Source organism: Methylobacterium sp. Ger2507 (genome assembly GCF_055231875.1).
The window spans coordinates 1,557,823-1,583,255 of the sequence record NZ_JBUYVC010000001.1 but is presented as its reverse complement, the minus strand read 5'-3'; the positions used below and the strand labels follow the sequence as shown (position 1 = coordinate 1,583,255).

Sequence of the window (25,433 nt, the reverse complement as noted above, 5' to 3'; positions counted from 1 at the left end):
CAAACCAAGGTTGCGCCAGAACAGCGCCGACACTATGCGCCGTGCTTGTCCACACCTGACGCGCGAAATCAACCGAAACTCGGCCCCTGTTCATCTCCAGTTGTTTTCTCATCGAGCAGTAGAGACGCCTCCTGGGCAGGCCGGATCGGAATCCCGGTCTGTACAGCGCACAGCCCGGCCGTCTAATCCTGCGGCGTTGCGGCAAGCCATGGTGACTGTCGGGCTGATCGCTCCCGGTGATCTCGAAACACTGCCGAGAAACGTCAGGTCCGGTCTTTGCTGAGTCTATCGCAGAAACCAAGATTGAGTCGCATTTTGTCTCAACTTGGGACAGTCTTCGCATCAGGACGGGACATGGCGCTCCAGATGTTTCACGATCGGATCCCGGAGGCTTTCGAGAAGCTTCCGGTCACACGCGCGCGCCGCGATGTCTGGGCGGCTCTCCTGCCCCGTCGCCGACGGGCGGCGTTCCGCATGGGCCTGTCGGCGGCGACGGCCTGTGTGGATCTTCTCACCATCTTCACAGTCGCGGCCTTGGTCGACGTCACCTATTACGGCGGGCTCGTCGGCGCGATTCCCGAGGTCAGCACCAGTGGCAGCTTCGAACTCTCGGTGCTGGTCGGATTGTTCGTCCTCCTGACGCACATCGTGCGCGAGGATTACCGGATCGAGACGCTGCTGGCGGACCGGCCGCACCTGCGACGGACCGCGACCGCCTGGGTCGGAGCCTGGGCCATCGTCCTGGTGATCGGCTTCGGCACCAAGACGACCCACGATTATTCGCGCCTCGTCTCCCTGGGGTTCTTCTTCACGGGGTTGCCCGCGATGTTGCTGGTCCGGTGGGGCATGCTCAGCTTCGTCCGCAAGGCCGCGACACCGAACTCGGCCTCCACCAACCGGATTCACCTCGTCGGCTACGAGGAGGATATCGCGCGGTTCTATGCCCACAACGACGCCGAAGCCCTCGGCCTGCGGGTGATCGGAACGAGCTACCTGCGCCGGATCGACACGATGGGCGACGACGAATCCCGCCGTGCCCAGCTGTCGGAGGATCTCGACCTCGCGGTTTCGGTGGTGCGCTTCCTGCGCCCGGACGACGTCTTCATCCTGGTGCCGTGGTCGGCATCCGCGGACATCGAGCGCTGCATCGACGCCTTTCTGCGCGTGCCGGCCGCCCTGCATCTGCGCCCCGGCGCCGTGATGGACCGATTCCCCGACCTCAAGCTCGCCCGGGTCGGCGGCCTGTCCGGCATCAACATCGGACGGCGCCCGCTTCAGGCCGGCGAACTGTTCCTGAAGCGCAGCCTCGATCTGGTGCTCGCCCTGATCGCCCTGGTGCTGCTCAGCCCGCTGTTCCTCGTGGTGGCGGTGCTGATCAAGCTGGACAGCCCCGGTCCGGTGTTCTTCCGGCAGAAGCGCTATGGTTTCAACCAGCAGCCCTTCGGCGTCTTCAAGTTCCGCAGCATGAAGGCCGCCGGAGACGCGGTGTTCAAGCAGGCGACCCGCAACGACAGCCGGATCACGCCGGTCGGCCGGGTTCTACGCCGCTCGAACATCGACGAGCTGCCGCAGCTCTTCAACGTGGTGCGGGGCGAGATGTCTCTCGTCGGCCCCCGTCCGCACGCCCTCGCGCATGATCGCAGCTTCGAGAACCGCATCGCCCTCTATGCGCGCCGTCACAACGTCATGCCGGGCATCACCGGATGGGCCCAGGTCAACGGCCTGCGTGGCGAGACCCTGACGGATCTCGACATGGAACGGCGCGTCCAGCACGACCTGTACTACATCGACAATTGGTCGGTCTGGTTCGACATCCGGATCATGTTCATGACTGTCTTCTGCGCGCGCGCCTACAAGAATGCGTGCTGAGGGGAAACGCCGCCCGAACAGGGCCGGCCGCTCGCGTCTTTCGTTTGTCGTGTGGGGATAACCGGCCTCCACTACCCCTTGACAAACGCTAATCGTCGGCGGACCGCCCCCGACATGCGCCGCACTCGCCCTCGACTTCGAGGATCCGGCTCGTCGGCTTGAAGCCGACCTTGGCCAGGGTGCGCCCGAGCTGATCCTCGACCTCCGGCGACGTGGTCTCGTCGATGGTTCCGCAGTTGCGGCAGATCAGGAAGACGAGGCCAGCCCCGTCCGTGTGCGCGTGGCCGCAGGACACGAAGGCGTTCCGGCTGGCGATCCGGTGGACCAGTCCGTGCTCCGTCAGGAAGTCGAGGGCGCGATAGACCGAGACCGCCGCCACGCGCCGGCCGGGCTCGCTCAAGGCCTCGGCGATGTCGTAGGCTCCCATCGGCCGGGTCTGGCCTGCCACCGCCGCCAGCACGTCGCGACGCAGGCGCGTAAACTGGAGGTCGCGCTCGCGACACAGGCGCTCCGCCCGTGCGATCGCCTCCTGCGCGCCGCCGCAACCGTGGTCATGCGTCGCCGCATGGTCGTGCATGGTCTGCCCCGCGAACCCGGACCGTTGAACTGGCCGAGTGTTACAGTGTATCATCACCAACATAAGCCGACGCTTCCGTTCGTGCAAATGATCCCTCCGTGACCCGACCCCCGCGTCCTCCCGTGTCCCTTCGCTCTCCCGCGCCCCTGCGCCGCTCGCTGTTCCAGGCCGGGGCATCCCTGCGCTTCGCGGTGGCCTTCGCCCTGAGCCTGCTGCTCTGGGGCGCCATCCTGTGGGCTTCGCGATGAGGTGCCGATGAGCTGCGACGTTCCCGGCGCCATCGCGCTCCGCGGGTTGACCCTCGGCTACGACCGTCACCCCGCCGTCCACCACCTCGAGGGAATCATCCCGCCCGGCGCCCTCCTGGCGCTGGTCGGGCCGAACGGTGCCGGCAAGTCTACGCTCCTGAAGGGCATAGCCGGCGAGATCCCGTGCCTGGAGGGCCGGATCGAACGGCCAGGGCTGGATGAGGCCATCGCCTACCTGCCGCAGGCCGCCGAGATCGATCGCAGCTTTCCGCTCAGCGTCCTCGATCTCGTGGCGATGGGATTGTGGCGTCGTCTCGGACCCTGGCGCAGCGCGCGGCGCCACCAGTCGACCCTGCTGGAGGCGCTCGCCACCGTGGGCCTCGCGGGTTTCGAGAAGCGCCTGATCGGCACCCTGTCGGGTGGCCAGTTCCAGCGCGCCCTGTTCGCCCGCCTGATCGTGCAGGAGGCCCGCGTGCTCCTCCTCGACGAGCCCTTCACCGGCGTCGACGGGCGTACCACCGCCGACCTCCTCGGCCTCATCGGCATCTGGCACGGACAGGGCAGGACCATCGTGGCGGCCCTGCACGATCTCGGACAGGTGCGGAGCCACTTTCCGCACAGCCTGCTGCTCGCGCGCGAGGCTGTCGCCTGGGGACCGACCGAACGGGTGCTGACGGCCCCGAACCTCGCGCGCGCCCAGAGCCTGTCGGAGGCCTGGGACGAGGATGCGGCGGTGTGCGCCGGGCACGATGCGGGCGGGACCGAACCGGCCCATCGACACGACCATGCTCACGTACACGATCATTCCGCGCAGGATCATTCCGCGCAGGATCATTCCGCGCAGGATCATTCCGCGCACGATTCTGCCGCGCACGACTCTGCCGCGCACGATCATTCCGCGCACGACCACCACGGGCACGCCGCGTGATCGACCTGCTGTTCGGCCCCTTCCTCGAATTCGGCTTCATGCGCCGGGCGCTCGTCGGCTGCCTCGCGCTGTCGCTCTCGGCCCCGCCGGTCGGCGTCTTCCTGATGCTGCGGCGCATGAGCCTGATGAGCGACGCCATGAGCCATGCCATCCTGCCCGGGGCGGCCGTGGGCTTTCTCGTGGCCGGACTGTCCCTGCCGGCCATGACCCTGGGCGGCCTCGCGGCCGGCCTCGCGGTGGCGCTGATGGCCGGCTTCGTGACCCGCTCCACGGTGATCAAGGAGGATGCGAGCCTCGCGGCCTTCTACCTGATGTCGCTCGCGGGCGGCGTCCTCCTGGTGTCGTTGCGGGGATCGCAGATCGACCTCCTGCACATCCTGTTCGGCAGCGTCCTGGCCCTGGACGATCCGGCCCTGTGGCTGCTCGGGGGCATCGCGACCGTGACCCTGTTCGGCCTAGCGGCCCTCTACCGGCCGCTGGTGATGGAATGCGTCGACCCGCTGTTCCTGCGCACGGTCAGCCGGGCCGGCGGGCCGGTGCATTACGCCTTCCTCGGCCTCGTGGTGATGAACCTCGTCGGTGGATTCCAGGCCCTGGGGACCCTGCTGGCCGTGGGGCTGATGCTGCTCCCCGCCATCGCGGCCCGGTTCTGGGCGGCCGACCTGTCCGGGATGATCCCGGTGTCGGTGCTGATGGCGATCCTGTCGAGCGTGATCGGGCTCAACGTCTCCTACCAGGCCGACGTGCCCACCGGACCGGCGATCGTGCTGGCGGCCGGGGCGCTCTATCTGGGGTCGATGCTGGTGGGACGCCGCGGCGGCCTGGTCTGGCGGCTGTTCCGCGCCCGGCACCTCGAAGCCTGACGGCGCGAGGCGCCACGGAGGGCCCCCTGGTGTGGGAAGCTCCCCCGGCGGGGGCAGGCGCGGCTCAGAGGTTGAGCAGGCTCATGATGCCGGAGATGATGGCGTAGACGAAGCCGGCATTGAGGAGGACGCCGACCGCCCCGATGGCGAGGCCCCCCATCACCACGACGCCGTCGCGCTCGACGAGTCCGAGGCCAACAAGACAGATGGCGAGGCCGAGGGGAATCTGCCCGACGATCGGCGCGGCCACGATCAGCGCCAGCGACAGGGTGAGGAGCAGGAGGCCGACGCCCCGCATGCCGAGGCCGGTTTCGAACAGGCTCATGCGCGGACGCGACCAGTGCTCGAGCCGGCGCAGGAGCGGCACGGCGCGGCTCGCCGCGCGCTCGACGTCCCGGCGGGCGACAGACCGGCGCAGCAGCGCCCGCGGCAGCCAGGGCGAGGCCATGCCGGCCGTGATCTGGATCGCCACCAGCAGCAGCAGCAGCCCGCAGACCAGCGGGATCGGCGGCGGCATCGGCAGGCAGTTCGGCAGTCCGAGAATGACGATGAGGAGCGCGAAGGCACGATCCTTCAGGACGGCGACGATGTCACCGACGGTCAGCCGTTCACCCTCCTGCTCGGCGAGCACGGTGAGAACCTCGGAAGTTCTGGCAGCGGGTGACAAGAATGCTCGGCCATTGGCGACTGTCCTGGGCCGGGCTGTAGCCGAGTTGGGGGCCGAGGCCAAGCGGCGCATCCGCGCGCCGCGCGATGACCCTCGGGCGATTCGCCGAAACGTGATGCCGCGCCGCCAAGAGCAATACAATCTCAGATTGAATTACCGAAAATCCATTTCCGTGAGGTATGAAGATTGGGCAGAAAGCGACCGGGCCTGTTTCGAATCGTCACGATACTTTATTATAACCTGAAAATTCCGAGCCTGTTCTTGATTTCCATTAGATTGAGTCAAACACTACCGGCTTCGTATACCATGAAGCAGGCAGGCAGGCGGTGCGTGTGCGCGCGGGGCTTTTGGGCGGAGCCAACCGCTGGATGGGACCCGTCGCGGGCCTCGCCGGTCTGGTTGCATCCGCGCCGACCGCGCCGGTTCGCGGAGCGGAGTTCGCCGGTCCGTCCCCGGTATCGGTTCTTCTCTTCGGGAGCCTGGAGGCCGGGCCCTCCGTCTTCGTCACGACGGGCGCCAAGGCGGCGCTGGATCGGATCGACCGGGAGGGGTTCGTCGCCCTGGCCAGTGTGGGCGGTGGTCAGCGTCGGGAAACGGCAGGCATCCGCGCCACCACCATCGGAGCGGTCGTGTTCGGCTATCAATGGTTCGCCGATTGGGGCGTGGTCGCACTCTACGCGGGAGCGGAAGGCACGGCGGACGTGATCTATGGCTGCGGCTGCCTGCGGGCGCTGCCGCCCCGCTTCGGCCTGCGCCTGCACGGGGAGATCTGGGCGCGGCCCAGCGACGAAACCCTGTTCGTCGCCACCCTGATCCTCGGTAGTACGCGCGCCAGTGCCTGGGGCCGGGCCGCCTGGGGGTATCGGGCCTTGGGCGACTGGGTTTGGGGCGCCTATCTCGGACCGGAGGTGTCGTTCTACGGAGACGAGACCGGATACCAGAAATGGGGCGCGGGCCTTCACGCCACCGATGTAGATCTCGGCCGGGTTCACCTCAGGTTCTCGGCCGGGCTGCAATTCGCCAGCGAGCGGCAGGATATCGGCCCCTATGTCGGGCTCACCGTCTGGTCGCCCTGGTGACGGGCGCCTCGGCGCGCCGTCGGAGGTTCGGGGAACGCGGGACCGCGAGGTCGAGGGTGCCCTGCTCGGTGGATGTCGGGCCGACCGGGGCACCGTCACCGAGGCGATCGAGAAACCGGGACGCCTCCGCGACGATCGCCGCCCGCCGGGCCGCGTCCATGCGCTCGATCGCGCGGTAGGGCATCGCCAGGCGGGGGTTGTCGCCCAGGCGGTCCGCGTGCCGGATGAGGAAGGCCCAGTACAGATAGTTGAATGGACAGGCCTTCGGACCGGACTTCTGGGCGACGTCGTAGGCGCAGGATCGGCAGTAATCCGACATGCGGTTGATATAGGCACCGGAGGCCGCGTAGGGCTTCGAGCCCATCACGCCGCCATCGGCCCACAGCACCATGCCGTGGACGTTGGGCAACTCGACCCACTCGTAGGCATCCGCGTAGACCACGAGGTACCATTCCTCGATCTGGGCCGGCGCGATCCCGGCGAGGAGGGCGAAGTTGCCCGTCACCATCAGGCGCTGGATGTGGTGGGCATAGGCGTGGGTCCGGGTGGCGTCGATGCACTGCGACAGGCAGTTCATGTCGGTTTCGCCGGACCAGTAGAACCACGGCAGATCGCGGCTCGCCGCGAGGGCGTTCGAGGTCGCGTAATCCGGCATCCGCGCCCAGTAGAGCCCGCGCACGTATTCGCGCCAGCCGAGGATCTGCCGGATGAAGCCCTCGACGCAGTGAAGCGGCGCCGCACCCGTCCGATAGGCACGCTCCGCCGCCCGGCAGACTTCGCCCGGCGTGAGCAGGCCGGCATTGAGCGCCGCTCCGATCAGCGCGTGATACAGGAAGGGCGCGCCGCTGCGCATCGCATCCTGATAGTCGCCGAAGCTGGGAAGACAGACAGCGAGGAAGTGCTTGAAGGCCGTGAGGGCCTCGCCGCGCGTGACCGGCCAGGCGAAGGCGTCGGTTGTGCCGAAATGATCCGGGAATTCGGCCTCTACCAGGGCGATCACCTCCCGGGTCACGGCATCGGGCGGGAAGCCGAGGCGTTCCGGCAGGATGTGGTCCTTCGGCAGCCCCTTGCGGTTTTCCGGGTCGAAGTTCCAGCGCCCCCCGACAGGCTCGGCCCCATCCATGAGCAGGCCGGTACGCCGGCGCATGCCGCGGTAGAACGTCTCCATGCGCAGGCTGCGGCGATCGCCCGCCCAGGCGGCGAACTCCGCCCGGGGACACAGGAAACGGTTGTCGTCGCGGATCTCCACCGGCAGGCCGAGATCGTCGCGCCAGGCCTGCATCATCTCCCAGACCCGCCACTCCCCCGGTTCGGTCACGACGATCCGGTCCGGGGCGTGGCGTGCGATCGCCCGTTCCAGTTCCCCGGTGAAGCTGCCGGTGTTGCCGGGCGCATCGAGCCGGACGTAGTCGACGGCGATCCCCTCCCCGTCCAACTCCGCCGCGAAGTGGCGCATGGCCGAGAACAGGAAGGCGATCTTCTGCTTGTGGTGGCGCACATAGGTCGCCTCCGCGCGGACCTCGACCATCAGGACGATGTCGTGGTCCGGGTCGAGATCCGTCAGGGTGGCGATGCGACGGGTGAGCTGGTCGCCGAGCAGGAGCCTGAGAGTGCGGATGGCGATCAGCCCTCGCCGCGCGCGGCCGGGCGCACGGCGACCGGATTCGACATCCCGACCGGCGCCGTGTCACCCGTCGCGTCGGCGACCTGGTCCCGCCGCAGAGGCGCTTCCAGCCTGGCTACTCTCAACTTCGACGCTCCCAATTCGCCGCCGATCGGGTAGGTATGGCGAAAGCCGGTGACGGGGAGCCGTCGTCGCGCGTGATCGACCGATCCGTGACGTCGCAGGACCGCCGAGGGGCCCATGAAGTTCGCCTTTGCCGGCATCGATTTCCTCGGCGGCGTGTTCGAGGCCCTGATCGGGGCCGGCTGGACGCCGATCAAGCTGTTCACCCGCCCCTGCGACGGGCTCTACGACCACAACGAGGCGGTCGTGGCGAGCGCTCGCCGCCACCGCATTCCGATACAGCTCTCGCGGTTGAAGCCCGAAGATCTTGCCGCGCTGGCGGACGCGCAGGGGCGCGACTGGGCGCTGGTGGTCGCCGGCTATCCCTGGATGATCCGGGGCTGGCGGGGTTCTGCCGCCTACGGGCTCAACTTTCATCCGTCGCCGCTTCCGATGGGCCGGGGACCCTATCCGCTGTTCAAGGCGATCAGCGACGCCCAGCCCGAATGGGGCGTCACCGCCCACTTGCTCGCCGAGGAGGGTTTCGACACGGGCGACATCCTGGCCCAGGAACGCTTTCCCCTCGGCCCCCTGGAATCGCACGAGACCCTGCTGGCCAAGTGCCAGATGGCGGCGAGCCGCATCGCCGCCGGTCCCATCGCGCGCGATCTGCCGGCCCTCTGGAAGGCGCCCGTGCCCCAGGGCACCGGCTCGTACTGGCCGCGAGTGACGGATGCGGACCGGACCCTGGATTTTCGCACCGAGGTCGACGCGATCCTACGCCGGGTGCGGGCCTTCGGCACCATCGAGACGATCGCGCGGATCGGCGACAGCCGGGTCTACGTGGCGGCGGCGGAGGGCTGGCGCGAGGCGCACCGCCACCCGCCGGGAACCGTGGTGCAGCGCTATCGCCGCCACGTCGTCGTCGCCGCCCGCGACGGCTTCATCCAGCTCAATCGCTGGAGCCCCGTCACGGCGACGGAGGTCGGGCATCTCGGGAGATAGGCATGCGACACCGGCTCTTCAGAGCGCAAGGCCGCGCACGCTCCGCCCATGGACCAGTGCAAGGATCAGCACACCGTCTGGGATTTCCTCATAGAGGATGACATGGCTCTCGAACTCATGTCGCCGTACGCCTTCCGCGAGCCGATGGGCGGGACGTCCAAGGCCGGGATTGTCGGCGAGGAGGCGAAAGCAGCGATCAAGGCCTGTTCGATAGCGCTGGGCCTGAACGTCCCCGAAATTTTGAAGCCCGAAGACGAAGAGGTCGAGAAGATCGTCATCTGCCCTTTGCGTCAGGCGATACTCACCCACGCCTCGATCCGCGCGCCAGATCCTGTGCCTGCGCGAAGATCGCGTCGACGTCACGCGGACTGGAGCCGCTGGCCCGAGCCTCGGCGACGCTCTGGCGGAGATCATCCATCGTCATGGCCATTCCGCGCCGCTCCCGATCACGCCGGATCAGATCGGCAAGATAGGCGCTTGAACTGGCGTAGGCGCCGGTCCGGACCTGAGCGTCAACCCAATCCGTGATCGGATCGGGAAGGGAAACGGTCATGGTGGCCATCAAGCCCCCTTTTCGATCGATGCGCTGCACCCGACGATATCACGATGAAGCCGGTTGCGGCGCGAAGAATGGACCTGATCCTCATGGCGCGCATGCGCAAGAAAGCCGACCTGCCCACCAAGATCTGCGTCCAGTGCGGCAAGCCGTTCGCGTGGCGCAAGAAGTGGGAGCGCGTCTGGGACGAGGTCCGCTACTGCTCCGACCGGTGCCGGGCGGAGGCCAAGCGCGGCGCCCGCGCGGGGGAAGCCCAAAGCTGAATCCGAGAGTCATTCGTTTTCGTTTGTCGTGTCGGGATGACCGGCTTCCGCTTGTCCCTGACACACTTCTAGCGAAGCGCGTCGAGGCCGGCGGGGGTGTCGACGTCCTGGGTCACGCCGACATCCATCGCGATCTCCAGCACGTCGGTGCGTCCGGCCAGCAGGCGCCCGGCGCCCTGATCGCCCGTGAGGGTCGCGAGGGTAGGACCGAGCCGAGAGCGGTTGAGCAGGACCGGGTTGCCCCGCTGTCCGCCATGGACCGGCACCACGGCGGAGGGCGCCGGGTCCGCCTCGCGAAACGCCTCGGCGAGACGCGTCAGGTGTTGGGGCGTGACGCGCGGCATGTCCCCGAGAAGCACCAGGACCGCCGCGACCTCGGCCGGGAACGCGGCGAGGCCGGCCCGGAGCGAGGTCGAGAGACCCTGCGCGTAGTCCTGGTTCGTGACCCGGACGAGATCGAGCCCGTCGAGGGCGGCGCCGACCCGGTCGGCATGGGCACCGAGCACCGCAACCACCGGGCCGAGCCCCGAGCCGAGGGCAGCCTCGGCCACATGGCGCACGAGGGGCTGCCCCCCGAGGGCCTGCAGCAGCTTCGGCTCCGTCCCGAAGCGGGTCCCGCGCCCGGCGGCGAGGAGGATGAGGCCGAGGTCAGGCATCGTCCTCGGCCGGGCTGCCGCCGGAGCGGGGCTGGGGCCGGGACACGATCTCCATGAGGAGCCCGCCGACGCCGAGGCCGACGATATCCGCGCGGGTCACCGCGAGGCCGGCCAGCAGCCGGTGCAGCACCCAGTCGAAGCCGTTCTCCTTGGGCGAGCGGGCACAGCCCGGTGCGCCGATCACCGGCACCTCGGCCACCGCCCCGACCAACAGGAGGTTGCCCGGGTCGACCGGCATCCCGAGATGCTCGACCCGCCCGCCCGCCGCCTCGATCCCGGCGGGAATGACGTCGCGCCGGTCGGCGATGGCGGAGGCGCCGAACACCACGACGAGTTCGGCCCGATCCTCCGCCACCGCCGCCCGGATCGCGTCCGCCACCGCTTCGCGGCGATGCGGGACGCGGGCCTCGGCGACGAGATCCGCCCCCGTCGGGGCGAGCCGGTGGCGCAGATTGTCCAGCGTCTTGTCGATGGTCGTGGGCTTGAGCCCCGGCAGCAGCGTCGAGACCACGGCGACCCGGCGCAGGCGATAGGGCGTGACCCCTAGGGCACCTCCGGGCGCGGCCCGGCAGGCCCGCGCGAGAGCCTCGCCCGAGACCGCGTACGGAATGATCTTGACCGTGGCGACCATCTCGCCGGCCACCACCGGCTTGTGGGGAGCCAGGGTCGCCACCGTGATCGCCTCGTCGACCCCGTTCACGGCGTCGATGGCAGCCCGGTCGATGCGCAGCAATCCGGCGCTCGCCGCGTGCAGGTTGCAGCGCCCGGTGAAGGGCGGCGCGCGGTCGAGATGCGGGCCGGCGAGATGCGTCGCGAGGCGCTCGGCCGCCGCATCCTCGGCCACGTCGCCGGGTTCCAGGGTGACGGCGACGAGCTCCGACAACCCCGCCGCGTCGAGACGCGCCGCATCCTCCGCGGGAATCACCCGGCCCTTCCGGAGGGTGACGTCGTGCGCCCGCACCGTGTGGGCGGCGATCAGCCCGGCGGCCTCCCGGGTGGGAACGGCGCCGAACTTCACGGGGCGTCCCCGAGGCGCGGTGCCCGCAGCGCGGCAATGATCTGGGCCAGGATGGACACCGCGATTTCGGCCGGGCTGACGGCGCCGATGTTGAGCCCGATCGGCGCCGCGATCCGGCCGATCTCGGCTTCCGAGAACCCGGCCTCGGTCAGGCGGGTGACGCGGGCCGCGTGGGTTTTGCGCGAGCCGAGGGCGCCGACGTAGAAGCAATGCGCCCGCAGGGCCGCGACCAGCGCTGGATCGTCGATTTTCGGATCGTGGGTCAGGGCCGCCACCGCGCAGTAGCGATCGAGGGGTGGGACCGGCCCCGCGAAGGCATCGTCCGGCCATTGCGCCACGAGGTCGACGCTGGGAAAGCGCTCCGGGGTCGCGAAGGCGGTGCGCGGATCGATGACCGTCACCGCGAGGTCGAGGGCCTGGGCCATCGGGACCAGGGCCTGGCTGATATGCACCGCGCCGATCACCACCAGCCGCACCGGCGGGGCCTGCACGGTGAGGAAGACGCGGCGCCCCTCGGCCTCCGCGAGGCCGCTCTTGCCGGAGGCGAGATGCCGGGCGAGCAAGTCTGCGAGCGGGTCGCCGGCGATCTCGGCCTCCCGCACCACGCGCTGGACGCCGCCGTCGAGGTCGGTCACCAGGATGGCGGCGCGGCGGGCGGCCCGTTCGGCATTGAGAATCGCGAGGGTTTCGAGCTGCATGGCCGCGCCTCAGGCCACGGGCTCGACGAAGACGCGGATGCGCCCGCCGCAGGACAAGCCGACCCGCCAGGCGGTCTCGTCGGCAACGCCGAATTCGATCACCCGCGCCCGCCCGTCGGCAATCGCCTCAAGACCTTCGGTGATCACCGCCCCCTCGACGCAGCCGCCGGAAACCGATCCTAGGAAGTTGCCCTCGCCATCGACCACGAGATGGCTGCCCACCGGGCGCGGCGCCGACCCCCAGGTCTCGATGACGGTGGCGAGCGCCACGGCGCGGCCCTCGCGCCGCCAGGCTTCGGCGGCGCCCAGGATATCGTTGAGGAAGATATCGTTGAGGGCGATATCGTTGAGGCGGTCGGTCTCGGTGGAGAGCATGGTCCTGACGAACTCCGGCGCGCGATCGGACCCGGCAACGGGACCCCTGACCCACGAATTAAGCGCCCGCGCGGCGGGGACAATGCGGCCTTGCGAGCGATCGCGCCAGGGCGTGACTTCCCGCACCGACCCGCCGGCCCTATCCTGAGTGCCGGATTCTCACCGTCACGGACCTGCCCTCCCGATGCTCAGCCCGCGCGCCCAGGTCATTTCGCGAGCGTTCGCCTTCGGGCTCGCGGCCTGGTCTGTGACAATGGCCGGGCGCGCCGAGGCCCAGGTGCGGATCGGCGTGTCGGCTCCCCTGTCCGGCCCGGATGCGGCCTTCGGCCAGGGGGTGCGGCTCGGGGCCGAGCAGGCGGTTGCCGATCTCAACAAGGCGGGAGGCGTCAACGGCCAGCGCCTCGTCCTGGTGGTCGCGGACGATGCGGGCGAGGGCAAGCAAGCCCTGGCGGTGGCCCGGCGATTCGCGACCGACCGGGTCGGCCTCGTGGTGGGTCCTTTCGGTGCCGGAGCCGCCGGTCTCGCCATGCCGGCCTATGCGGAGGCGGGCATTGTCGCGGTGACGCCCGGGTCGACCGATCCAGGACTGACCGGCAAGGGTCTGTGGAACGTCTTCCGCACGGTGCCGAACGAGTCCGAGCAGGGCACCGTCGCCGGGGCCTATCTGGTCGGCCACCATTCCGGGCAGCGCATCGGCATCGTTCACGACAAGAGCCTGTTCGGACGCGGCCTCGCGGAGATCGTCAGCCGGGCCTTGAAGGCGGCCGGACAGCCGGAGGTGGCCTTCGAAACCCTGAACCGGGGCGAGCGCGACGTCTCCACCCTGGTCGCCCGCCTCAAGCGGGCGCGGGTGGAGGTGGTGTATTTCGGCGGGCTCGCGCCGGACGCGGCCGTGCTCCTGCGGGCTTTGCGCGACGCCGGGGTGAGCGCGCCCCTCGTCGGAAGTGACGGGCTCCTCGATCCGGCCTTTCCGCAGGGCGCCGGGCTGGCCGCCGAGGGCACGGTGATGACCCTGGCACCCGAGCCGCGCCGCCTGCCCGAGCCAAAGGGAGCCAAGGCACCGCGGACGGCCGAGGCGAATGCCGTTGCGGCCCAGGCCTACGCCTCCGTCGAGGTTCTGCGCCAGGGCGTCGAGGGCGCCGGCTCCGCGGACGGACAGGCGGTTGCCGCGTTCCTGCACCAGGGCCGCCCCATCCGCACGATCCTCGGCGACCTCGCCTACGATGCCAAGGGCGACCTCAAGGCCGATCCGCGCCGGCCGACCACCCTGCTGCAGGTCTGGAAGCGGACGCCCGACGGCCGGATCGACTACGCCGGAAACACCGTCACGCCGTGAGACGTCGCCTCCCTGGACCGGTGCCGGCGCGATCCGCCGTCAAGCCACCCTGAAGGATTCATCCGACCGGCCATCCGCCCCGCGTCCCCAGCCCAATTCTGAAGCGACATCTTCCGGTCGTACCGAACCTTCGACCACAGCATGCCGCTTTCGTCGGCCCTCGCCTCGGGAAAAGCTTGCTTCGGAGCGGTCCGGACATTATGTCGGGGCAACGCTCGCCGGTGTTGCGCATCCGATGGGATCGGACCCGCCGCCCGCCGCGTTTTGCCGAACGGCTTCGTTTTGTGTCCCGGGTCGCCCCTTTTCAGGCCGTCCGGCTGGAGAGTGTGGATGGCGAAAGAAGAGTTGATGCAGTTCGACGGTCTCGTGATCGAGATCCTGCCGGACGCGCGCTATCGCGTGCAGCTCGACCAGGGGCACGAGATCGTGGCCTACACGGCCGGCAAGATGAAGAAGAACCGCATCAAGACTCTGGCCGGCGACCGCGTCACCGTCGAGATGTCGCCCTACGACCTGGAAAAGGGCCGTCTCGTGTTCCGGCACAAGGACGAGCGCTCCTCCGGCCCCCGTCCGCCGATGCGCGGCCAGTTCCGCCGCCGCTGATCCGACGCATCCGCGATGCCTCTCCGTTTCGAGAGGCATCGATCGACGAACGCGTATGCGTCCAGGGGCTCCGAGGCGGTGTCGAGAGCGTGCGGCTCGCCCGCTTCACGCACCGATGAACTTGATGAAGGCGGTGCCCACCCCGAACAGGGCCGCACCGACCGCCATCCTGGACAGGGCAATCCGCCAGGGTGCGAGCATCCTGTCCCACTCGCGCGTCATGGCCTCGTCCATCAGCTTTTTCGGCTCGGCGACGAATTTTTCGCTTTCCTCGCGTGCGCGCCGGATGCGTCCGATCCGCTCCTCGAGGTCAGGCGTCAACGGTGTTGCACCGTCGCCCATCGGGATCGTCTTTCGTCGCGTGGAATCGCGTAGCTGATCTTGCCCTCCTCCCGTGAGGGATCCAGCGCGCGCGCGTGATGCGCGCGCTGGATGTTCTCCTACTTCCCGAACCGCTCGAACTTCGGGAAGCTCCGGGTCATCAGGGTGCCGGCATCGGAGCGGTGCCCCATCCATTTCTCCAGGATTCCCGCCTGGGCGAGCCGGGCCTCACCGCCGGTCTCGCGCCAGGGCAGGCCCTCCGCGAGGGTGAAGATGTGAGCGTCGGTCAGGGCGGTCTGGCGGCAGCGCTGCAGGCGTACGCCCTTGCCGCGCACCATCTCGGGCAGTTCGCTCAGCGGAAAGACGAGCATCAGGCGGTCGGCGCTGCACACCGCGATGTGGTCACCGGCAGCCGGCACCAGCACGGCGGCGGTGGCCGGCGCGTCGAGGCCCATGATGCCCTTGCCCTTGCGGGTGTTGGCCACGAGCGCATCGGCCGGGGCCAGGAAGCCGCGCCCGTCGGTCGCCGCCACCAGGACCTTCCCGCCCGGTTGGTAGGGGATGGCGGCGACGATCTCGGTGCCGTCGTCGAAATCCACCATCAGGCGGATCGGATCGCCGAAACCGCGCCCGCCCGGCAGCTTGGCCGCCTCCAGGGTGAACACCTTGCCGTTCGAGGCCAGCACCAGGATCTTGGCCGTGGTCTCGCTCGGAAAGGCCAGCTTCAGGCCGTCATCGCCCTTGAAGGCGACGCCCGAGAGATCGGCGACGTGGCCCTTGAGCGCCCGGATCCAGCCCTTGTTCGAGACGATGACGGTGATCGGTTCGCGCTCCACCATGGCGGCGGTGAAGTCGATGCCGGCGGTGTCCGGCGGGTTCTCCAGGGTGGTGCGCCGGGCGCCGATCTTGGTCTCGGGTCCGAAGGTCTTCTTCACCGCGCGGATCTGCTTGGTGATGTCGGCCCATTGCAGCTTGTCGGAGCCGAGCAGCCCCTCGATCCCCTCCTTCTCCAGGGTCAGAGCGTCGAGTTCGCGCTTCATCTCCATTTCTTCGAGCTTGCGCAGGGAGCGCAAGCGCGTGTCGAGGATGGCGTTGGCCTGGATCTCGGTCAGCGCGAAGCGTTTCATCAGGGCGGGCTTCGGCTCGTCCTCCTCGCGGATGATGCGGATCACCTCGTCGAGGTCGAGATAGACGATGAGCAGGCCGCCGAGGATTTCCAGGCGGCGGTCGATCTGACCGAGACGATGGCGCGAGCGGCGCTGGAGCACGACGCGGCGGTGGTCGAGCCACTCGCGCAGCGCCTCGGCCAGGCCGATGACGCGGGGGACGAGCCCGCCCACCAGCACGTTCATGTTGAGCGAGATGCGCGATTCGAGCTCGGTGAGCCGGAACAGCGATTCCATCAGGATCACCGGATCGACGTTGCGGGCGCGCGGCTCCAGCACGATGCGGACATCCTCGGCCGATTCGTCGCGCACGTCGGCCAGCAGCGGCAGCTTGCGCTCCTGCAGCAGCTCGGCGAGCTTCTCGATCAGGCGCGCCTTCTGCACGCCGTAGGGGATCTCCGTGACCACGATGGTCCAGGTTCCGCGTCCCAGATCCTCCTTGGCCCAGCGGGCGCGCACGCGAAAACCGCCGCGCCCGGTGCGGTAGGCCTCGGTGATCGATTCGGCGCTGTCGATCAGGATGCCGCCGGTGGGGAAGTCCGGTCCCTTCACGAAGGTGAGGAGTTGGGCCGAGGTCGCCTCGGGATGACCGATCAGGTAGAGCGCCGCGTCGCACAGCTCGGCGGCGTTGTGGGGCGGGATCGAGGTCGCCATGCCGACCGCGATGCCTTGGCTGCCATTGGCCAGCAGGTTCGGGAAGGCGGCGGGGAGCACCACCGGCTCCTCCTCCTGCCCGTCGTAGTTCGGGCGGAAATCCACCGAATCGTCGTCGAGGCCTTCGAGGAGGAGGCGCGCCACCTCCGTCATCCGGGCTTCGGTGTAGCGCTGGGCGGCGGCGTTATCGCCGTCGATGTTGCCGAAATTGCCCTGTCCGTCGACCAGCGGGTAGCGCTGTGCGAAGTCCTGCGCCATGCGCACCAGGGCGTCGTAGGCCGCCGTATCGCCGTGCGGATGGTATTTGCCGATGACGTCTCCGACGATGCGGGCGCATTTCTTGAAGGCCGAGGTCGGATCAAGCTTCAGGAGCCGCATGGCGAACAGGATGCGACGGTGGACGGGTTTGAGCCCGTCGCGGGCATCGGGCAGCGCCCGGTGCATGATCGTCGACAGCGCGTAGGCGAGGTAGCGATCCTCCAGCGCGGTCTTCAGCTCGACGCTCTCGATGCCATCGGGACTCGATGGCGGCTCGAAGGGCTGGCCCATCACGAACTCCCGGGCCTCAGACGACCCAAATCAGAACAAAACACGAACGGAATTTAGGCGTTCCGCGTGCCCAATGCAACGAAGCGCGCGCGCTCCTCCGGAGCTGGGATCGCGCGCGGCCCCCAGATGTGCTGGTCGAGGAAGTACCCCGTCAAGGTAAACCCCTCCGTAACGGCACGGGAATCGGGGGTCATCGGCGCCAGGCCCCCCGGATCGCGGGCGCGCAGGAAGTCGGGCAGCGCCAGGAGCTTGTCGCGATAGGGCTCGCCGGCCGAGGCGCTGACGGCCCGGCCGCTGCGGGGCGAGACGTAGATCAGGGCATCGTTGCCCCCCGTCGCCGCGCAGGCCGCGAGATCGAGGCCGAAGCCCAGTTCCGCCAGGAGCGCCAGTTCGAAGCGCACCATCAGGGGCGGGGCGATGTCGGGATCGTGCAGGTGGCCGATCAGGAGCCAGGCGGCCTCGAACAGTTCGGGATGCGGATCGCGCTCCGGCAGCAGCCGGAGCAGGCCGGCCAGGTGGCTGACGCCGTAGAGCGCCAGGGCCGAGCCCATCAGCCGGGCGGCGACCGACTGGACCGGCTCGATCGCGAAGGCTCCGAGGCTCCCGTCGAGGCGCGCCCGCCAGGTGGCGCGGACCCGGTTGCCGGGCTGCAGCACCGGCTGCATCCGGCGTGAGCGTCCGCCATGCACCAGCCCGAGATGGCGGCCGTGGTCGCGGGTCATCAGTTCGAGGATGACGCTGGTCTCGCCCTGTCGGCGCAGGCCGAGCACCAAGCCGTCGTCGGTCCATTGCATGGGCTGTCTTACGGCGGCGATCGCCCATTGCAAACGCGACGGGATGGCACCGATTGCAAGCCTGACATTGTTCGCGCTTTGCGGGAATGTCACTACGCTCGGCGACACCCGAATCGAGGCCCCCGCCATGCCATATCCCTGTCGACCGCCGAGCCTCGGGCCGACCCTGCTGGCGGTCCTCACCATCGTGGCTCTGGCGGGCTGCACCGCGCGCGGATCGATCCCGGTGCCCGCCGCCACCGCGCCGATACGCGAGCGCCTCGCCGCCCTGGCGCTGAGCCAGACGGAATTCGGCTCACTCTCGCTGATCCCGGTCCGGTTCATTCACAGCCGGGTCTCCGGCCCCTTCCTCGACGAGGGCCGCACCCTCTACTGCGTGTCGAGCCGGATGCGGGGCCGCAGCTTCGGCCGGTCAGAACGGCCCAAGATCGTCATCCAGGAGAAGGCAGGCGTGCTCACCGTCATCAACGAGGACAAGGAGGCCTGCGACTTCCAACGCACCGAGCCGTTACCCGAACTCGAGACGATGGCGGCCAACACGGGTTGAGCCAACATGGGGTGAGACGGCAACGGTTGAGCCGGCGCGTCTTGCCCTGCGGAGCGCCCGATGATTCGGTGGGGCCATGCCGGACCAGCCCCTCGCCCTGAGCCTCGACCTGATCGCCCGCGCCCACCCGCTGCCGGTGGCCGACGACGTCACCGCCCTGGCCCTGATGACCGACGCCGAGTTGGCGCCGGGCCTCGCCGCCGCCCTGGCGGCCCACCCCGCCCCGTCGGAGGGGCTCTGGGTGTTCGGCTACGGCTCCCTGATCTGGCAGCCGGAATTCGCCTATGCCGAGCGCCGCGTCGGCACCCTGCATGGCTATCACCGGCGGTTCTGCCTGTTGCAACGCCGGTTTCGCGGCAGCCCCGGCAATCCCGGCCTCGTCCTGGCCCTCGAGACCGGTGGCACATGCGAGGGCGTCGCCTTCCGACTCACCGGGGCGACGGCCGCCGAGACGCTGCTGCCGGTCTGGCGCCGGGAGATGCGGGGCAACGGCTATCTCGGATGCTGGGTGCCGGTCGCGACGGCGGCGGGGACGATCCAGGCCCTCACCTTCGTGGTCAACCGCGAGAGCGACCGCTACACCGGCCCGATCTCCGACGCGGCCATTGCCGAGCGGATCGCCGACGGAGCCGGACATCTCGGCCCCAGCGCCGAGTATCTGTTCCGCACCGTGGACGCCTGCGTGGCGGAGGGCATCCGGTGTCCGCACCTGCTGACCCTTCAGGCCCTGGTGGCCGAGCGCCTGCAGGCACGCTTGGCGTCGCACGGGCCGAACGTCTGAGGAGACGTCGAGGCACCACAACGCCTCATTGAAATTACAACCATAAGTATCAGTTCGCCCGCTGTCGTTCCTCTACGTGCGATGAGCTTTATTGGCTCAGCAAGACATCTGTATGGTGAAACGATTTGGATCAATACTTGCTGTTCAGACTTCTTTATTTGTTTCCGACTACGTCGATTGATCAGAGAAATTATTATTCTGGAATACGTCGTCATGCTCGGAATTCGTTCGCGCCTCTATGCCGGCTTCGGCAGCCTGATGATCATCACCGGCGGGCTCGGGCTCACCGCCCAGTATCAGCTCGCCTCGGTGGTCGACGATTACGGGCTGAGCGCGCGGCTGGAAGAGGGCGCGCGCAACGTCTTTTCGGTCAATGGCCAGGGTGAGCGCCTGTCCGGTCTGGCCATGGAGTTCCAGGCGAACCCGAGCCCCGAGCGGGTGATCGAGATGGAGCAGGCCCGCGACGCCATGGCGGGCCTGCTGAAGCGTCAGGTCGACATCGCCCTGTCGGCCGAGCGGAAGGCCCTGTACGCCGACATGTTCGACCAGACGTCGGCCCTCAAGGACGACATCCGGAACCTCGGGCGGGCGGGGGAGCCGGTGGCGCAGAGCAAGGCGACGCTGTTCAAGACCGGCGACGAACTCACCCGGGTCAGCGGCCTCCTCATGGCGGAGGTCCGCAAGACGGGCACCGCCGCACAGATCAGCCAGGTTGCGACCCTGGAGAGCGCCGTCCTGCTGATGCGGGTCAGCAACTGGCGCTTCCTGGCCACGCGCGACCCGAACGGCCCTGCGACCTTCGCCACCAACAGCCAGAAGGTCGATCTCGCGATGAAGGCCCTCCGGGCCCTCGATCCGGACGGCGTGTTCACCCGCTCGACGAAGGCGCTCGACGAGACCGTGTCGGCCTATGTGGGCGCCTTCAACGGCGCGGTCGCCGCGCTGGAGGCGACACGAGCCGCCTATGACGACGCCTTGAAGCCGCACCTGGCGGCTTTGGGCCGGTCCGGTCTGACCGTGCGCACCAAGATCGAGGCGGCGGTGGCCGAGATCCGGGCCGCCACGGAGGCGAGCGTGAGCCGGGCGCGCCTGATCCAAATCGCGCTGATCGCCCTCGCGCTCGCCCTCGGCGGCGCGCTGGCGTTCCTGATCGCCCGCAGCATCATCGGGCCGATCGTCGGGATGACGCGGGCGATGAGCCGCCTCGCCGCGGGCGAGACCGAGGTGGCGGTGCCCTCGCAGGAAGCCGTGGACGAGATGGGCCAGATGGCCAAGGCCGTGGACGTGTTCCGTCTGAACGCGATCGCCCGCATCGCCCTGGAAGAGCAGCAGGTCGCCGAGCAATCCGCCCGCCAGCGCCGGGCCGACCGGGTCGACGCGCTCGTACAGGGCTTCGAGCAGACCATCGCGGGGGCGATCGGCATCGTCACCTCGGCCGCGACCGAACTCGACGCGACGGCGCAGTCGATGACCCAGGTGGCCGAGAGCACCAGCGGCCAGGCCGCCGCCTCCAGCGCCGCCGCGGCGGAAACCTCCGCCAACGTGCAGACCGTGGCGGCGGCCGCCGAGGAGATGGTGGCCTCCCTGCACGAGATCGAGCGGCAGGTGCAACAATCCAGCGCCGCGGCCGGCGTCGCGGCCCGCGAGGCCGAGGCGACGGATGCCACCATGGGAACCCTGACGCAGGCCGCCGACCGGATCGGCGAGGCGGTGACGATGATCTCCAGCATCGCCGGCCAGACCAACCTGCTGGCGCTGAACGCCACCATCGAGGCGGCCCGCGCCGGTGAGGCGGGACGTGGTTTCGCCGTGGTCGCCGCGGAGGTGAAGGAACTCGCCGGCCAGACGGCTCGGGCCACGGATCAGATCAGCGGTCAGATCACCGCGATCCAGCACGCGACGGCTCAGGCCGTCGCGGCGATCCGGCAGATCGGGCAGACCATCGTGTCGGTCAACACCATCGCGGAGAACATCGCCATGACGGTGGTGGAGCAGACGGCGGCGACCGGCGAGATCTCGCGCAACGCGGCGGAGGCGGCGCGCGGCACCCACGACGTCTCGATGAACGTGTCCCGGGTCCTCGCCTCGTCCGGCGAAACCGGCACGGCCGCCCAGCAGGTCCTGATGGCGGCCGGCGAGCTCGCGACCCAATCGGTGAACGTGAAGCAGGAAGTCGAGGGATTCCTGTTGGCCATCCGGGCGGCGTGAGAAGCGCATTCGAATGATCCCCGCGCGTCCCCCTCCCCCTTGTGGGAAAAGGGTAGGCGTGGGGGCGGGTAGGTGACCCTCAAGCTACGGAGCCAGCGGAACCACCCCCACCTTCAACGCCTCCCCACAAGCTCGACGGATCGTGGGCTGGCCCGAGATCCGCTGGGGAGGAGGGCCGCGTCGCGCTGAGATGACGGAATACGGTCGCTGACAGAATCGGATTTACGACGTCACGGAACGGCTTCGCGCAACCGCATGCTTTTACGCAGACGATGGCTCGGCTCGAACCGAACCGGCCGCTGTTTGACGAAATGCCTCGTCAATTGACCTCGACCTGAACCACCCCCGGGACAGCCCGCAGGGCGCCGGCGATCTGCGGGGTGGCCTGGTAGCGGCCCGGCAGCTTGACCTCGACCTCGCGCTCGCCGTCGAGGAGGAGGATGAGAGAGACCTCGCCCTCCCCGCGGACCTGGAGGCGCTGCTGCACGGAGGCGATCGGGCGCTCGTCCTTGAGATAGACGCGCATGCCCTTCTGGTGGCGGGCGACCGCCGCGTCGAGGGGTTCGGCGGTCATGATGCGGGCGCGCACGTCCTCGCCCTCGAGGTTGGCCTGGAGCTGGAGCACCAGCGGACGGCCCGGCTCCAGGATCTCGCGGTACTGGCCGAGCCCTTCCGAGAAGATGATCGCCTCGAAATGCCCGGTCTGGTCGGACAGGATGACGATGCCGAGCTTGTTGCCGGTCTTGGTCCGGCGCTCCGAGCGATCGAGCACGGAGGCCGCCACGCGGCCCACGCTGGTGGTGCCGGCCCGGACGGCGCGGCAGAACTCGGCCCAGGTCTGGACCCTGAGCTTGCCCAGGAGGTCGCCGTACTCGTCGAGGGGATGGCCCGACAGGAAGAAGCCGACCGCCTCGTATTCCTTCTTCAGCTTGTCGGCCATCGGCCAGGGATCGTAGGGGGGCACCCGCAGGGTGACGTCGGCGGCGGTGATGCCGCCGAACATGTCCTCGATGCCGGTGCTGGCCGCTTCGGCCGCGCCCTGAGCGAGCTTCATCATGGGCTCGATGGCGGCGCAGGCCCGGGCCCGATCCGGCTCGATGGTGTCCATGGCGCCGGCCGCCACCAGGTTTTCCAGGGTGCGCTTGTTGAGCATGCGCGGGTTGAGCCGGCGGGCGAGGCAGGCGAGGTCGCGGAAGGGCTTGTCGCCCCGCGCCTCGATCAGGGCCTCGACCGCCCCGCGGCCCACGCCCTTGATCGCCGCGAGGGCGTAGTGGATGCGCCCCTCGCGCACCTCGAAGCCGACGCCGGAGGTGTTGATCGAGGGCGGCTCGACGGTGATCTTCAGGCGCTGGGCGTCCTGGCGAAATTCGGCGAGCTTGTCGGTGACGTCGATGTCGAGCTGCATCGCGGCGGCCAGGAACTCCACCGGATGGTTCGCCTTGAGATAGGCGGTCTGGTAGGTCAGCAGGGCGTAGGCGGCGGCGTGCGACTTGTTGAAGCCGTAATCGGCGAACTTGGCCAGCAGGTCGAAGATCTCGTCGGCCTTGGCCTTGGTGAGGTCGCGCTCCATGCAGCCCTTCACGAAGCGGTCGCGCTGGGCGTCCATCTCGGCCTTGATCTTCTTACCCATGGCGCGGCGGAGCATGTCGGCCTCGCCCAGCGAGTAGCCGGCCAGGACCTTGGCCACCTCCATCACCTGTTCCTGGTAGACGATGATGCCGAACGTCTCCTTCAGGATCGGCTCCAGCTTGGCGTGCGGGTACCAGCTCGCCTCGTTGCCGGCGTCGCGCCCGAGCTTGCGCTCGCAATAGACCGGGATGTTAGCCATCGGACCCGGGCGATACAAAGCCACCAGCGCGATGATGTCCTCGAAGCGGTCCGCCTGCATCTCGACCAGGGCCTTGCGCATGCCGGCCGATTCCACCTGGAACACGCCCACGGTCTCGCCGCGCTTCATCGGCTCGTAGGTGGCCTTGTTGTCGAGGGGCAGCGAGGCGAGGTCGACGATGATGCCGCGCTGGGCCAGGAAGTCGGTGCAGCAGCGCAGCAGCGTCAGGGTCTTCAGGCCGAGGAAGTCGAACTTCACCAGGCCGGCGGCCTCGACCCACTTCATGTTGAACTGGGTCACCCGCATCCCGGTCTTCGGATCGCGGTAGAGCGGCACCAGCTGTTCCAGCGGCCGGTCGCCGATGACCACGCCGGCGGCGTGGGTCGAGGCGTGACGGTGCAGGCCTTCGAGCTTCTTCGAAATTTCCATGAGGCGGGCCACGATCGGCTCCTCCTCGATCGCCTGCTGCAGCTTCGGCTCGCCCTCGATGGCCTGGACCAGGGTGACGGGGTTGGCCGGGTTCTGCGGCACGAGCTTGGTCAGCTTGTCGACCTGCCCGTAGGGCATTTCCAGCACGCGGCCGACGTCGCGCAGCACGCCGCGGGCGAGCAGGGTGCCGAAGGTGATGATCTGCGCCACCTGCCGCTCGCCGTAGCGCTGCTGCACGTACTGGATCACGCGCTCGCGGCCCTCGACGCAGAAGTCGATGTCGAAATCCGGCATCGAGACGCGCTCGGGGTTGAGGAAGCGCTCGAACAGGAGGCCGAAGCGGAGCGGGTCGAGATCGGTGATGAGGAGCGACCACGCCACCAGGGAGCCGGCGCCCGAACCGCGGCCCGGCCCCACCGGAATGTCGTGGTCCTTGGCCCACTTGATGAAGTCCGACACGATGAGGAAGTAGCCGGGAAACTTCATGCCCACGATGACGTCGAGCTCGAAGGCCAGGCGATCGCGGTAGACCTGCTCAGACATGCCCGGCGCGGTGCCGTGCTGAGCGAGGCGCAGTTCGAGGCCGGCTTCCGCCTGCCGGCGTAGCTCGGCCGGCTCGTCGAGGGGCGGGGCCGCCGCGATCTCGGAGGCGGCTGCGTCGGGTGCCGCGGCGGCGACCACGCCGAAATTCGGCAGGATGGGCTTGCGGGTGCGCACGCGGTAGGCGCAGCGCATGGCGATCTCGACGGTGGCGTTGAGCGCATCCGGCAGGTCGGAGAACAGCGCGCCCATCTCGGCGCGGGTCTTGAAGCCGTGGCGCGGCGTGAGCTTGCGGCGGCGGTCGTCCGAGACGAGGCGCCCGTCCGCGATGGCGAGCAGCGCGTCGTGGGCGTCGTAGTCGCCTTCCTTGGCGAAGAAGGGCTCGTTGGCCGCCACCACCGAGAGGCCGTGGCTGTCGGCGAGGCGCAGCAATTCCCGCTCGACCATGCGCTCGTCGGGCAGCCCGTGACGCAAGATCTCGACGTAGAGGCCGTCCTCGCCGAAGGCGGAGCGCAGCTGTGCGAGGCGCCCCGAGGCGAGTTCGGCCCGGCCCATCCGCAGGGCGCTGTCGAGGGGGCCGGTGGAGCCGCCCGTGAGCGCGATCAGGCCGGCGCTCGATTCGGCCAAAGCCGCCACGCTGACGCGGGGGGCATCGCCGAGGGCGCCGTCGAAATAGGCCCGGCTCGCCAGCCGCAGCAGGTTGCCGTAGCCGGTCTCGTCCTGGGCCAGCACCACGATGTTGGCGCAGCCCGATTGCGCCAGCCCCACCCGCGCCATCGGATCGGGCGCCTCGAACGCCACGGTGAGTTGCAGGCCCGGGATCGGCTGGATGCCGGCGCCGGACGCCTTCTCGGAAAATTCGAGCGCGCCGAACAGGTTGTTGGTGTCGGTGAGCGCCAGGGCCGGCTGCCGGTCGGCCAGCGCCGCCTTGACGATGTCGCCGACCTTCAGAGCCCCCTCGAGCAGGGAGAACGAAGAGTGGACGTGGAGGTGGACGTAAGCGGGGTCTTTCAGGATGCGCGCCATGAGACCACCAGCCCGAGTCGGGGTTTCCAATCCATGACAAACCGATGCCGCGGCCCGTTTCGCTGTGGACCGCTCAGCCTCTGTGCCCCGGGTGCAACGCTATCGCAACGGCGCCAGTGCGAC

26 protein-coding genes are annotated in these 25,433 nt (G+C 69.0%); 12 read left to right on the top strand and 14 right to left on the bottom strand.

What is annotated here, in order from left to right:
* The first annotated feature begins 366 nt into the window (after window positions 1-366).
* Entirely contained in the window at window positions 367-1,869 is a 1,503-nt protein-coding gene (locus ACV7NL_RS07365) for an undecaprenyl-phosphate glucose phosphotransferase (RefSeq protein WP_463357073.1), read from the top strand.
* Between the two features lie 88 nt (window positions 1,870-1,957).
* On the opposite strand, the gene ACV7NL_RS07360 is transcribed toward ACV7NL_RS07365, so the two are convergent.
* Window positions 1,958-2,446, bottom strand: a complete 489-nt coding sequence (locus tag ACV7NL_RS07360; RefSeq protein WP_056179031.1) for a Fur family transcriptional regulator — start codon at window positions 2,444-2,446, stop codon at window positions 1,958-1,960.
* 122 nt (window positions 2,447-2,568) lie between these two features.
* Between ACV7NL_RS07360 and ACV7NL_RS07355 the strand changes: the two genes are divergently transcribed.
* From ACV7NL_RS07355 to ACV7NL_RS07345, 3 genes are read left to right on the top strand one after another with little or no spacing between them, the layout of a single operon-like run.
* Complete coding sequence (locus tag ACV7NL_RS07355; protein ID WP_274533536.1) at window positions 2,569-2,694, top strand: hypothetical protein; 126 nt, start codon at window positions 2,569-2,571, stop codon at window positions 2,692-2,694.
* A gap of 7 nt (window positions 2,695-2,701) precedes the next feature.
* Window positions 2,702-3,622 (top strand): metal ABC transporter ATP-binding protein, encoded by a 921-nt coding sequence (locus ACV7NL_RS07350; protein WP_463355297.1) that lies wholly within the window; start codon window positions 2,702-2,704, stop codon window positions 3,620-3,622.
* A gap of 38 nt (window positions 3,623-3,660) precedes the next feature.
* Window positions 3,661-4,485 (top strand): metal ABC transporter permease, encoded by an 825-nt coding sequence (locus ACV7NL_RS07345; protein ID WP_156376132.1) that lies wholly within the window; start codon window positions 3,661-3,663, stop codon window positions 4,483-4,485.
* A 64-nt stretch (window positions 4,486-4,549) separates the two neighbouring features.
* Here ACV7NL_RS07345 and ACV7NL_RS07340 read toward each other — a convergent pair whose 3' ends face one another.
* A complete protein-coding gene (locus ACV7NL_RS07340) occupies window positions 4,550-5,152 on the bottom strand; it encodes an exopolysaccharide biosynthesis protein (protein WP_274533535.1) in 603 nt (200 codons plus the stop codon).
* 368 nt (window positions 5,153-5,520) lie between these two features.
* On the opposite strand from ACV7NL_RS07340, the gene bcsS reads away from it, so the two are divergent.
* A complete protein-coding gene (gene bcsS / locus ACV7NL_RS07335; RefSeq protein WP_082507671.1) occupies window positions 5,521-6,231 on the top strand; it encodes a cellulose biosynthesis protein BcsS in 711 nt (236 codons plus the stop codon).
* Here the strand turns inward: bcsS and ACV7NL_RS07330 are convergent.
* A complete protein-coding gene (locus tag ACV7NL_RS07330; protein ID WP_463357072.1) occupies window positions 6,209-7,849 on the bottom strand; it encodes a cryptochrome/photolyase family protein in 1,641 nt (546 codons plus the stop codon). The two genes, bcsS and ACV7NL_RS07330, sit on opposite strands and share 23 nt — an antisense overlap.
* Window positions 7,850-7,854: 5 nt before the next feature.
* The gene (locus ACV7NL_RS07325) at window positions 7,855-8,118 is read right to left on the bottom strand and encodes a hypothetical protein (RefSeq protein ID WP_463355296.1); all 264 of its coding nucleotides are present in this window, start codon (window positions 8,116-8,118) and stop codon (window positions 7,855-7,857) included.
* Between ACV7NL_RS07325 and ACV7NL_RS07320 the strand changes: the two genes are divergently transcribed.
* Window positions 8,096-8,962, top strand: coding sequence for a methionyl-tRNA formyltransferase (locus ACV7NL_RS07320; RefSeq protein ID WP_463355295.1), 867 nt, complete (start codon window positions 8,096-8,098; stop codon window positions 8,960-8,962). The genes ACV7NL_RS07325 and ACV7NL_RS07320 overlap by 23 nt on opposite strands.
* An 18-nt stretch (window positions 8,963-8,980) precedes the next feature.
* Here ACV7NL_RS07320 and ACV7NL_RS07315 read toward each other — a convergent pair whose 3' ends face one another.
* Both ACV7NL_RS07315 and ACV7NL_RS07310 read right to left on the bottom strand, forming a co-directional pair.
* Window positions 8,981-9,271 carry a type II toxin-antitoxin system RelE/ParE family toxin gene (locus ACV7NL_RS07315; protein ID WP_247635050.1) on the bottom strand — a complete coding sequence of 97 codons (291 nt, stop codon included), beginning with the start codon at window positions 9,269-9,271 and terminating at the stop codon, window positions 8,981-8,983.
* Window positions 9,264-9,554, bottom strand: a complete 291-nt coding sequence (locus ACV7NL_RS07310; protein ID WP_463355294.1) for a ribbon-helix-helix domain-containing protein — start codon at window positions 9,552-9,554, stop codon at window positions 9,264-9,266. The genes ACV7NL_RS07315 and ACV7NL_RS07310 overlap by 8 nt, the downstream gene beginning before the upstream one ends.
* Window positions 9,555-9,607: 53 nt before the next feature.
* Between ACV7NL_RS07310 and ACV7NL_RS07305 the strand changes: the two genes are divergently transcribed.
* On the top strand, window positions 9,608-9,781 hold the full coding sequence (locus tag ACV7NL_RS07305) for a DUF2256 domain-containing protein (RefSeq protein WP_082503960.1): 174 nt from the start codon (window positions 9,608-9,610) through the stop codon (window positions 9,779-9,781).
* A gap of 68 nt (window positions 9,782-9,849) precedes the next feature.
* Here the strand turns inward: ACV7NL_RS07305 and ACV7NL_RS07300 are convergent, their stop codons facing one another.
* From ACV7NL_RS07300 to ACV7NL_RS07285, 4 genes are read right to left on the bottom strand one after another with little or no spacing between them, the layout of a single operon-like run.
* Window positions 9,850-10,437, bottom strand: coding sequence for a nucleotidyltransferase family protein (locus ACV7NL_RS07300; RefSeq protein ID WP_463355293.1), 588 nt, complete (start codon window positions 10,435-10,437; stop codon window positions 9,850-9,852).
* Complete coding sequence (locus ACV7NL_RS07295) at window positions 10,430-11,455, bottom strand: molybdopterin-binding protein (protein WP_463355292.1); 1,026 nt, start codon at window positions 11,453-11,455, stop codon at window positions 10,430-10,432. The genes ACV7NL_RS07300 and ACV7NL_RS07295 overlap by 8 nt, the downstream gene beginning before the upstream one ends.
* Window positions 11,452-12,153 carry an XdhC family protein gene (locus tag ACV7NL_RS07290; protein WP_463355291.1) on the bottom strand — a complete coding sequence of 234 codons (702 nt, stop codon included), beginning with the start codon at window positions 12,151-12,153 and terminating at the stop codon, window positions 11,452-11,454. The genes ACV7NL_RS07295 and ACV7NL_RS07290 overlap by 4 nt, the downstream gene beginning before the upstream one ends.
* Window positions 12,154-12,162: 9 nt before the next feature.
* Window positions 12,163-12,528 (bottom strand): XdhC family protein, encoded by a 366-nt coding sequence (locus ACV7NL_RS07285; RefSeq protein WP_056483807.1) that lies wholly within the window; start codon window positions 12,526-12,528, stop codon window positions 12,163-12,165.
* 184 nt (window positions 12,529-12,712) lie between these two features.
* On the opposite strand from ACV7NL_RS07285, the gene ACV7NL_RS07280 reads away from it, so the two are divergent.
* Complete coding sequence (locus ACV7NL_RS07280; RefSeq protein WP_247635054.1) at window positions 12,713-13,864, top strand: branched-chain amino acid ABC transporter substrate-binding protein; 1,152 nt, start codon at window positions 12,713-12,715, stop codon at window positions 13,862-13,864.
* Window positions 13,865-14,194: 330 nt separating this feature from the next.
* Entirely contained in the window at window positions 14,195-14,467 is a 273-nt protein-coding gene (gene infA / locus ACV7NL_RS07275; protein ID WP_056178999.1) for a translation initiation factor IF-1, read from the top strand.
* A gap of 105 nt (window positions 14,468-14,572) precedes the next feature.
* Here infA and ACV7NL_RS07270 read toward each other — a convergent pair whose 3' ends face one another.
* The 3 genes from ACV7NL_RS07270 to recO form a co-directional block, all read right to left on the bottom strand.
* Complete coding sequence (locus ACV7NL_RS07270; protein WP_463355290.1) at window positions 14,573-14,809, bottom strand: hypothetical protein; 237 nt, start codon at window positions 14,807-14,809, stop codon at window positions 14,573-14,575.
* Window positions 14,810-14,907: 98 nt separating this feature from the next.
* On the bottom strand, window positions 14,908-17,157 hold the full coding sequence (gene parC / locus ACV7NL_RS07265; RefSeq protein ID WP_463355289.1) for a DNA topoisomerase IV subunit A: 2,250 nt from the start codon (window positions 17,155-17,157) through the stop codon (window positions 14,908-14,910).
* Window positions 17,158-17,210: 53 nt separating this feature from the next.
* The gene (gene recO, locus ACV7NL_RS07260; RefSeq protein WP_056483798.1) at window positions 17,211-17,951 is read right to left on the bottom strand and encodes a DNA repair protein RecO; all 741 of its coding nucleotides are present in this window, start codon (window positions 17,949-17,951) and stop codon (window positions 17,211-17,213) included.
* A 127-nt stretch (window positions 17,952-18,078) separates the two neighbouring features.
* On the opposite strand from recO, the gene ACV7NL_RS07255 reads away from it, so the two are divergent.
* The 3 genes from ACV7NL_RS07255 to ACV7NL_RS07245 all read left to right on the top strand — a co-directional run bounded on the left by ACV7NL_RS07255 (window position 18,079) and on the right by ACV7NL_RS07245 (window position 21,487).
* Complete coding sequence (locus ACV7NL_RS07255) at window positions 18,079-18,498, top strand: hypothetical protein (RefSeq protein WP_463355288.1); 420 nt, start codon at window positions 18,079-18,081, stop codon at window positions 18,496-18,498.
* Between the two features lie 76 nt (window positions 18,499-18,574).
* Window positions 18,575-19,279 carry a gamma-glutamylcyclotransferase gene (locus ACV7NL_RS07250; RefSeq protein WP_463355287.1) on the top strand — a complete coding sequence of 235 codons (705 nt, stop codon included), beginning with the start codon at window positions 18,575-18,577 and terminating at the stop codon, window positions 19,277-19,279.
* Between the two features lie 213 nt (window positions 19,280-19,492).
* Entirely contained in the window at window positions 19,493-21,487 is a 1,995-nt protein-coding gene (locus ACV7NL_RS07245) for a methyl-accepting chemotaxis protein (RefSeq protein WP_463355286.1), read from the top strand.
* 319 nt (window positions 21,488-21,806) lie between these two features.
* Here the strand turns inward: ACV7NL_RS07245 and dnaE are convergent, their stop codons facing one another.
* On the bottom strand, window positions 21,807-25,310 hold the full coding sequence (dnaE, locus tag ACV7NL_RS07240; RefSeq protein WP_056178978.1) for a DNA polymerase III subunit alpha: 3,504 nt from the start codon (window positions 25,308-25,310) through the stop codon (window positions 21,807-21,809).
* Between the last annotated feature and the right edge of the window lie 123 nt (window positions 25,311-25,433).

Coding starts and splice junctions, on each gene's coding strand:
- parC (WP_463355289.1), bottom strand. CDS start 17,157: ATGGGCCAGCCCTTCGAGCCGCCATCGAGTCCCGATGGCATCGAGAGC.
- ACV7NL_RS07305 (WP_082503960.1), top strand. CDS start 9,608: ATGGCGCGCATGCGCAAGAAAGCCGACCTGCCCACCAAGATCTGCGTC.
- infA (WP_056178999.1), top strand. CDS start 14,195: ATGGCGAAAGAAGAGTTGATGCAGTTCGACGGTCTCGTGATCGAGATC.
- ACV7NL_RS07345 (WP_156376132.1), top strand. CDS start 3,661: ATGCGCCGGGCGCTCGTCGGCTGCCTCGCGCTGTCGCTCTCGGCCCCG.
- bcsS (WP_082507671.1), top strand. CDS start 5,521: ATGGGACCCGTCGCGGGCCTCGCCGGTCTGGTTGCATCCGCGCCGACC.
- ACV7NL_RS07280 (WP_247635054.1), top strand. CDS start 12,713: ATGCTCAGCCCGCGCGCCCAGGTCATTTCGCGAGCGTTCGCCTTCGGG.
- ACV7NL_RS07285 (WP_056483807.1), bottom strand. CDS start 12,528: ATGCTCTCCACCGAGACCGACCGCCTCAACGATATCGCCCTCAACGAT.
- ACV7NL_RS07365 (WP_463357073.1), top strand. CDS start 367: ATGTTTCACGATCGGATCCCGGAGGCTTTCGAGAAGCTTCCGGTCACA.
- dnaE (WP_056178978.1), bottom strand. CDS start 25,310: ATGGCGCGCATCCTGAAAGACCCCGCTTACGTCCACCTCCACGTCCAC.
- ACV7NL_RS07325 (WP_463355296.1), bottom strand. CDS start 8,118: ATGCCGGCAAAGGCGAACTTCATGGGCCCCTCGGCGGTCCTGCGACGT.
- ACV7NL_RS07290 (WP_463355291.1), bottom strand. CDS start 12,153: ATGCAGCTCGAAACCCTCGCGATTCTCAATGCCGAACGGGCCGCCCGC.
- ACV7NL_RS07255 (WP_463355288.1), top strand. CDS start 18,079: ATGCCATATCCCTGTCGACCGCCGAGCCTCGGGCCGACCCTGCTGGCG.
- ACV7NL_RS07245 (WP_463355286.1), top strand. CDS start 19,493: ATGCTCGGAATTCGTTCGCGCCTCTATGCCGGCTTCGGCAGCCTGATG.
- ACV7NL_RS07360 (WP_056179031.1), bottom strand. CDS start 2,446: ATGCACGACCATGCGGCGACGCATGACCACGGTTGCGGCGGCGCGCAG.
- ACV7NL_RS07270 (WP_463355290.1), bottom strand. CDS start 14,809: ATGGGCGACGGTGCAACACCGTTGACGCCTGACCTCGAGGAGCGGATC.
- ACV7NL_RS07250 (WP_463355287.1), top strand. CDS start 18,575: ATGCCGGACCAGCCCCTCGCCCTGAGCCTCGACCTGATCGCCCGCGCC.
- ACV7NL_RS07300 (WP_463355293.1), bottom strand. CDS start 10,437: ATGCCTGACCTCGGCCTCATCCTCCTCGCCGCCGGGCGCGGGACCCGC.
- ACV7NL_RS07320 (WP_463355295.1), top strand. CDS start 8,096: ATGAAGTTCGCCTTTGCCGGCATCGATTTCCTCGGCGGCGTGTTCGAG.
- recO (WP_056483798.1), bottom strand. CDS start 17,951: ATGCAATGGACCGACGACGGCTTGGTGCTCGGCCTGCGCCGACAGGGC.
- ACV7NL_RS07350 (WP_463355297.1), top strand. CDS start 2,702: ATGAGCTGCGACGTTCCCGGCGCCATCGCGCTCCGCGGGTTGACCCTC.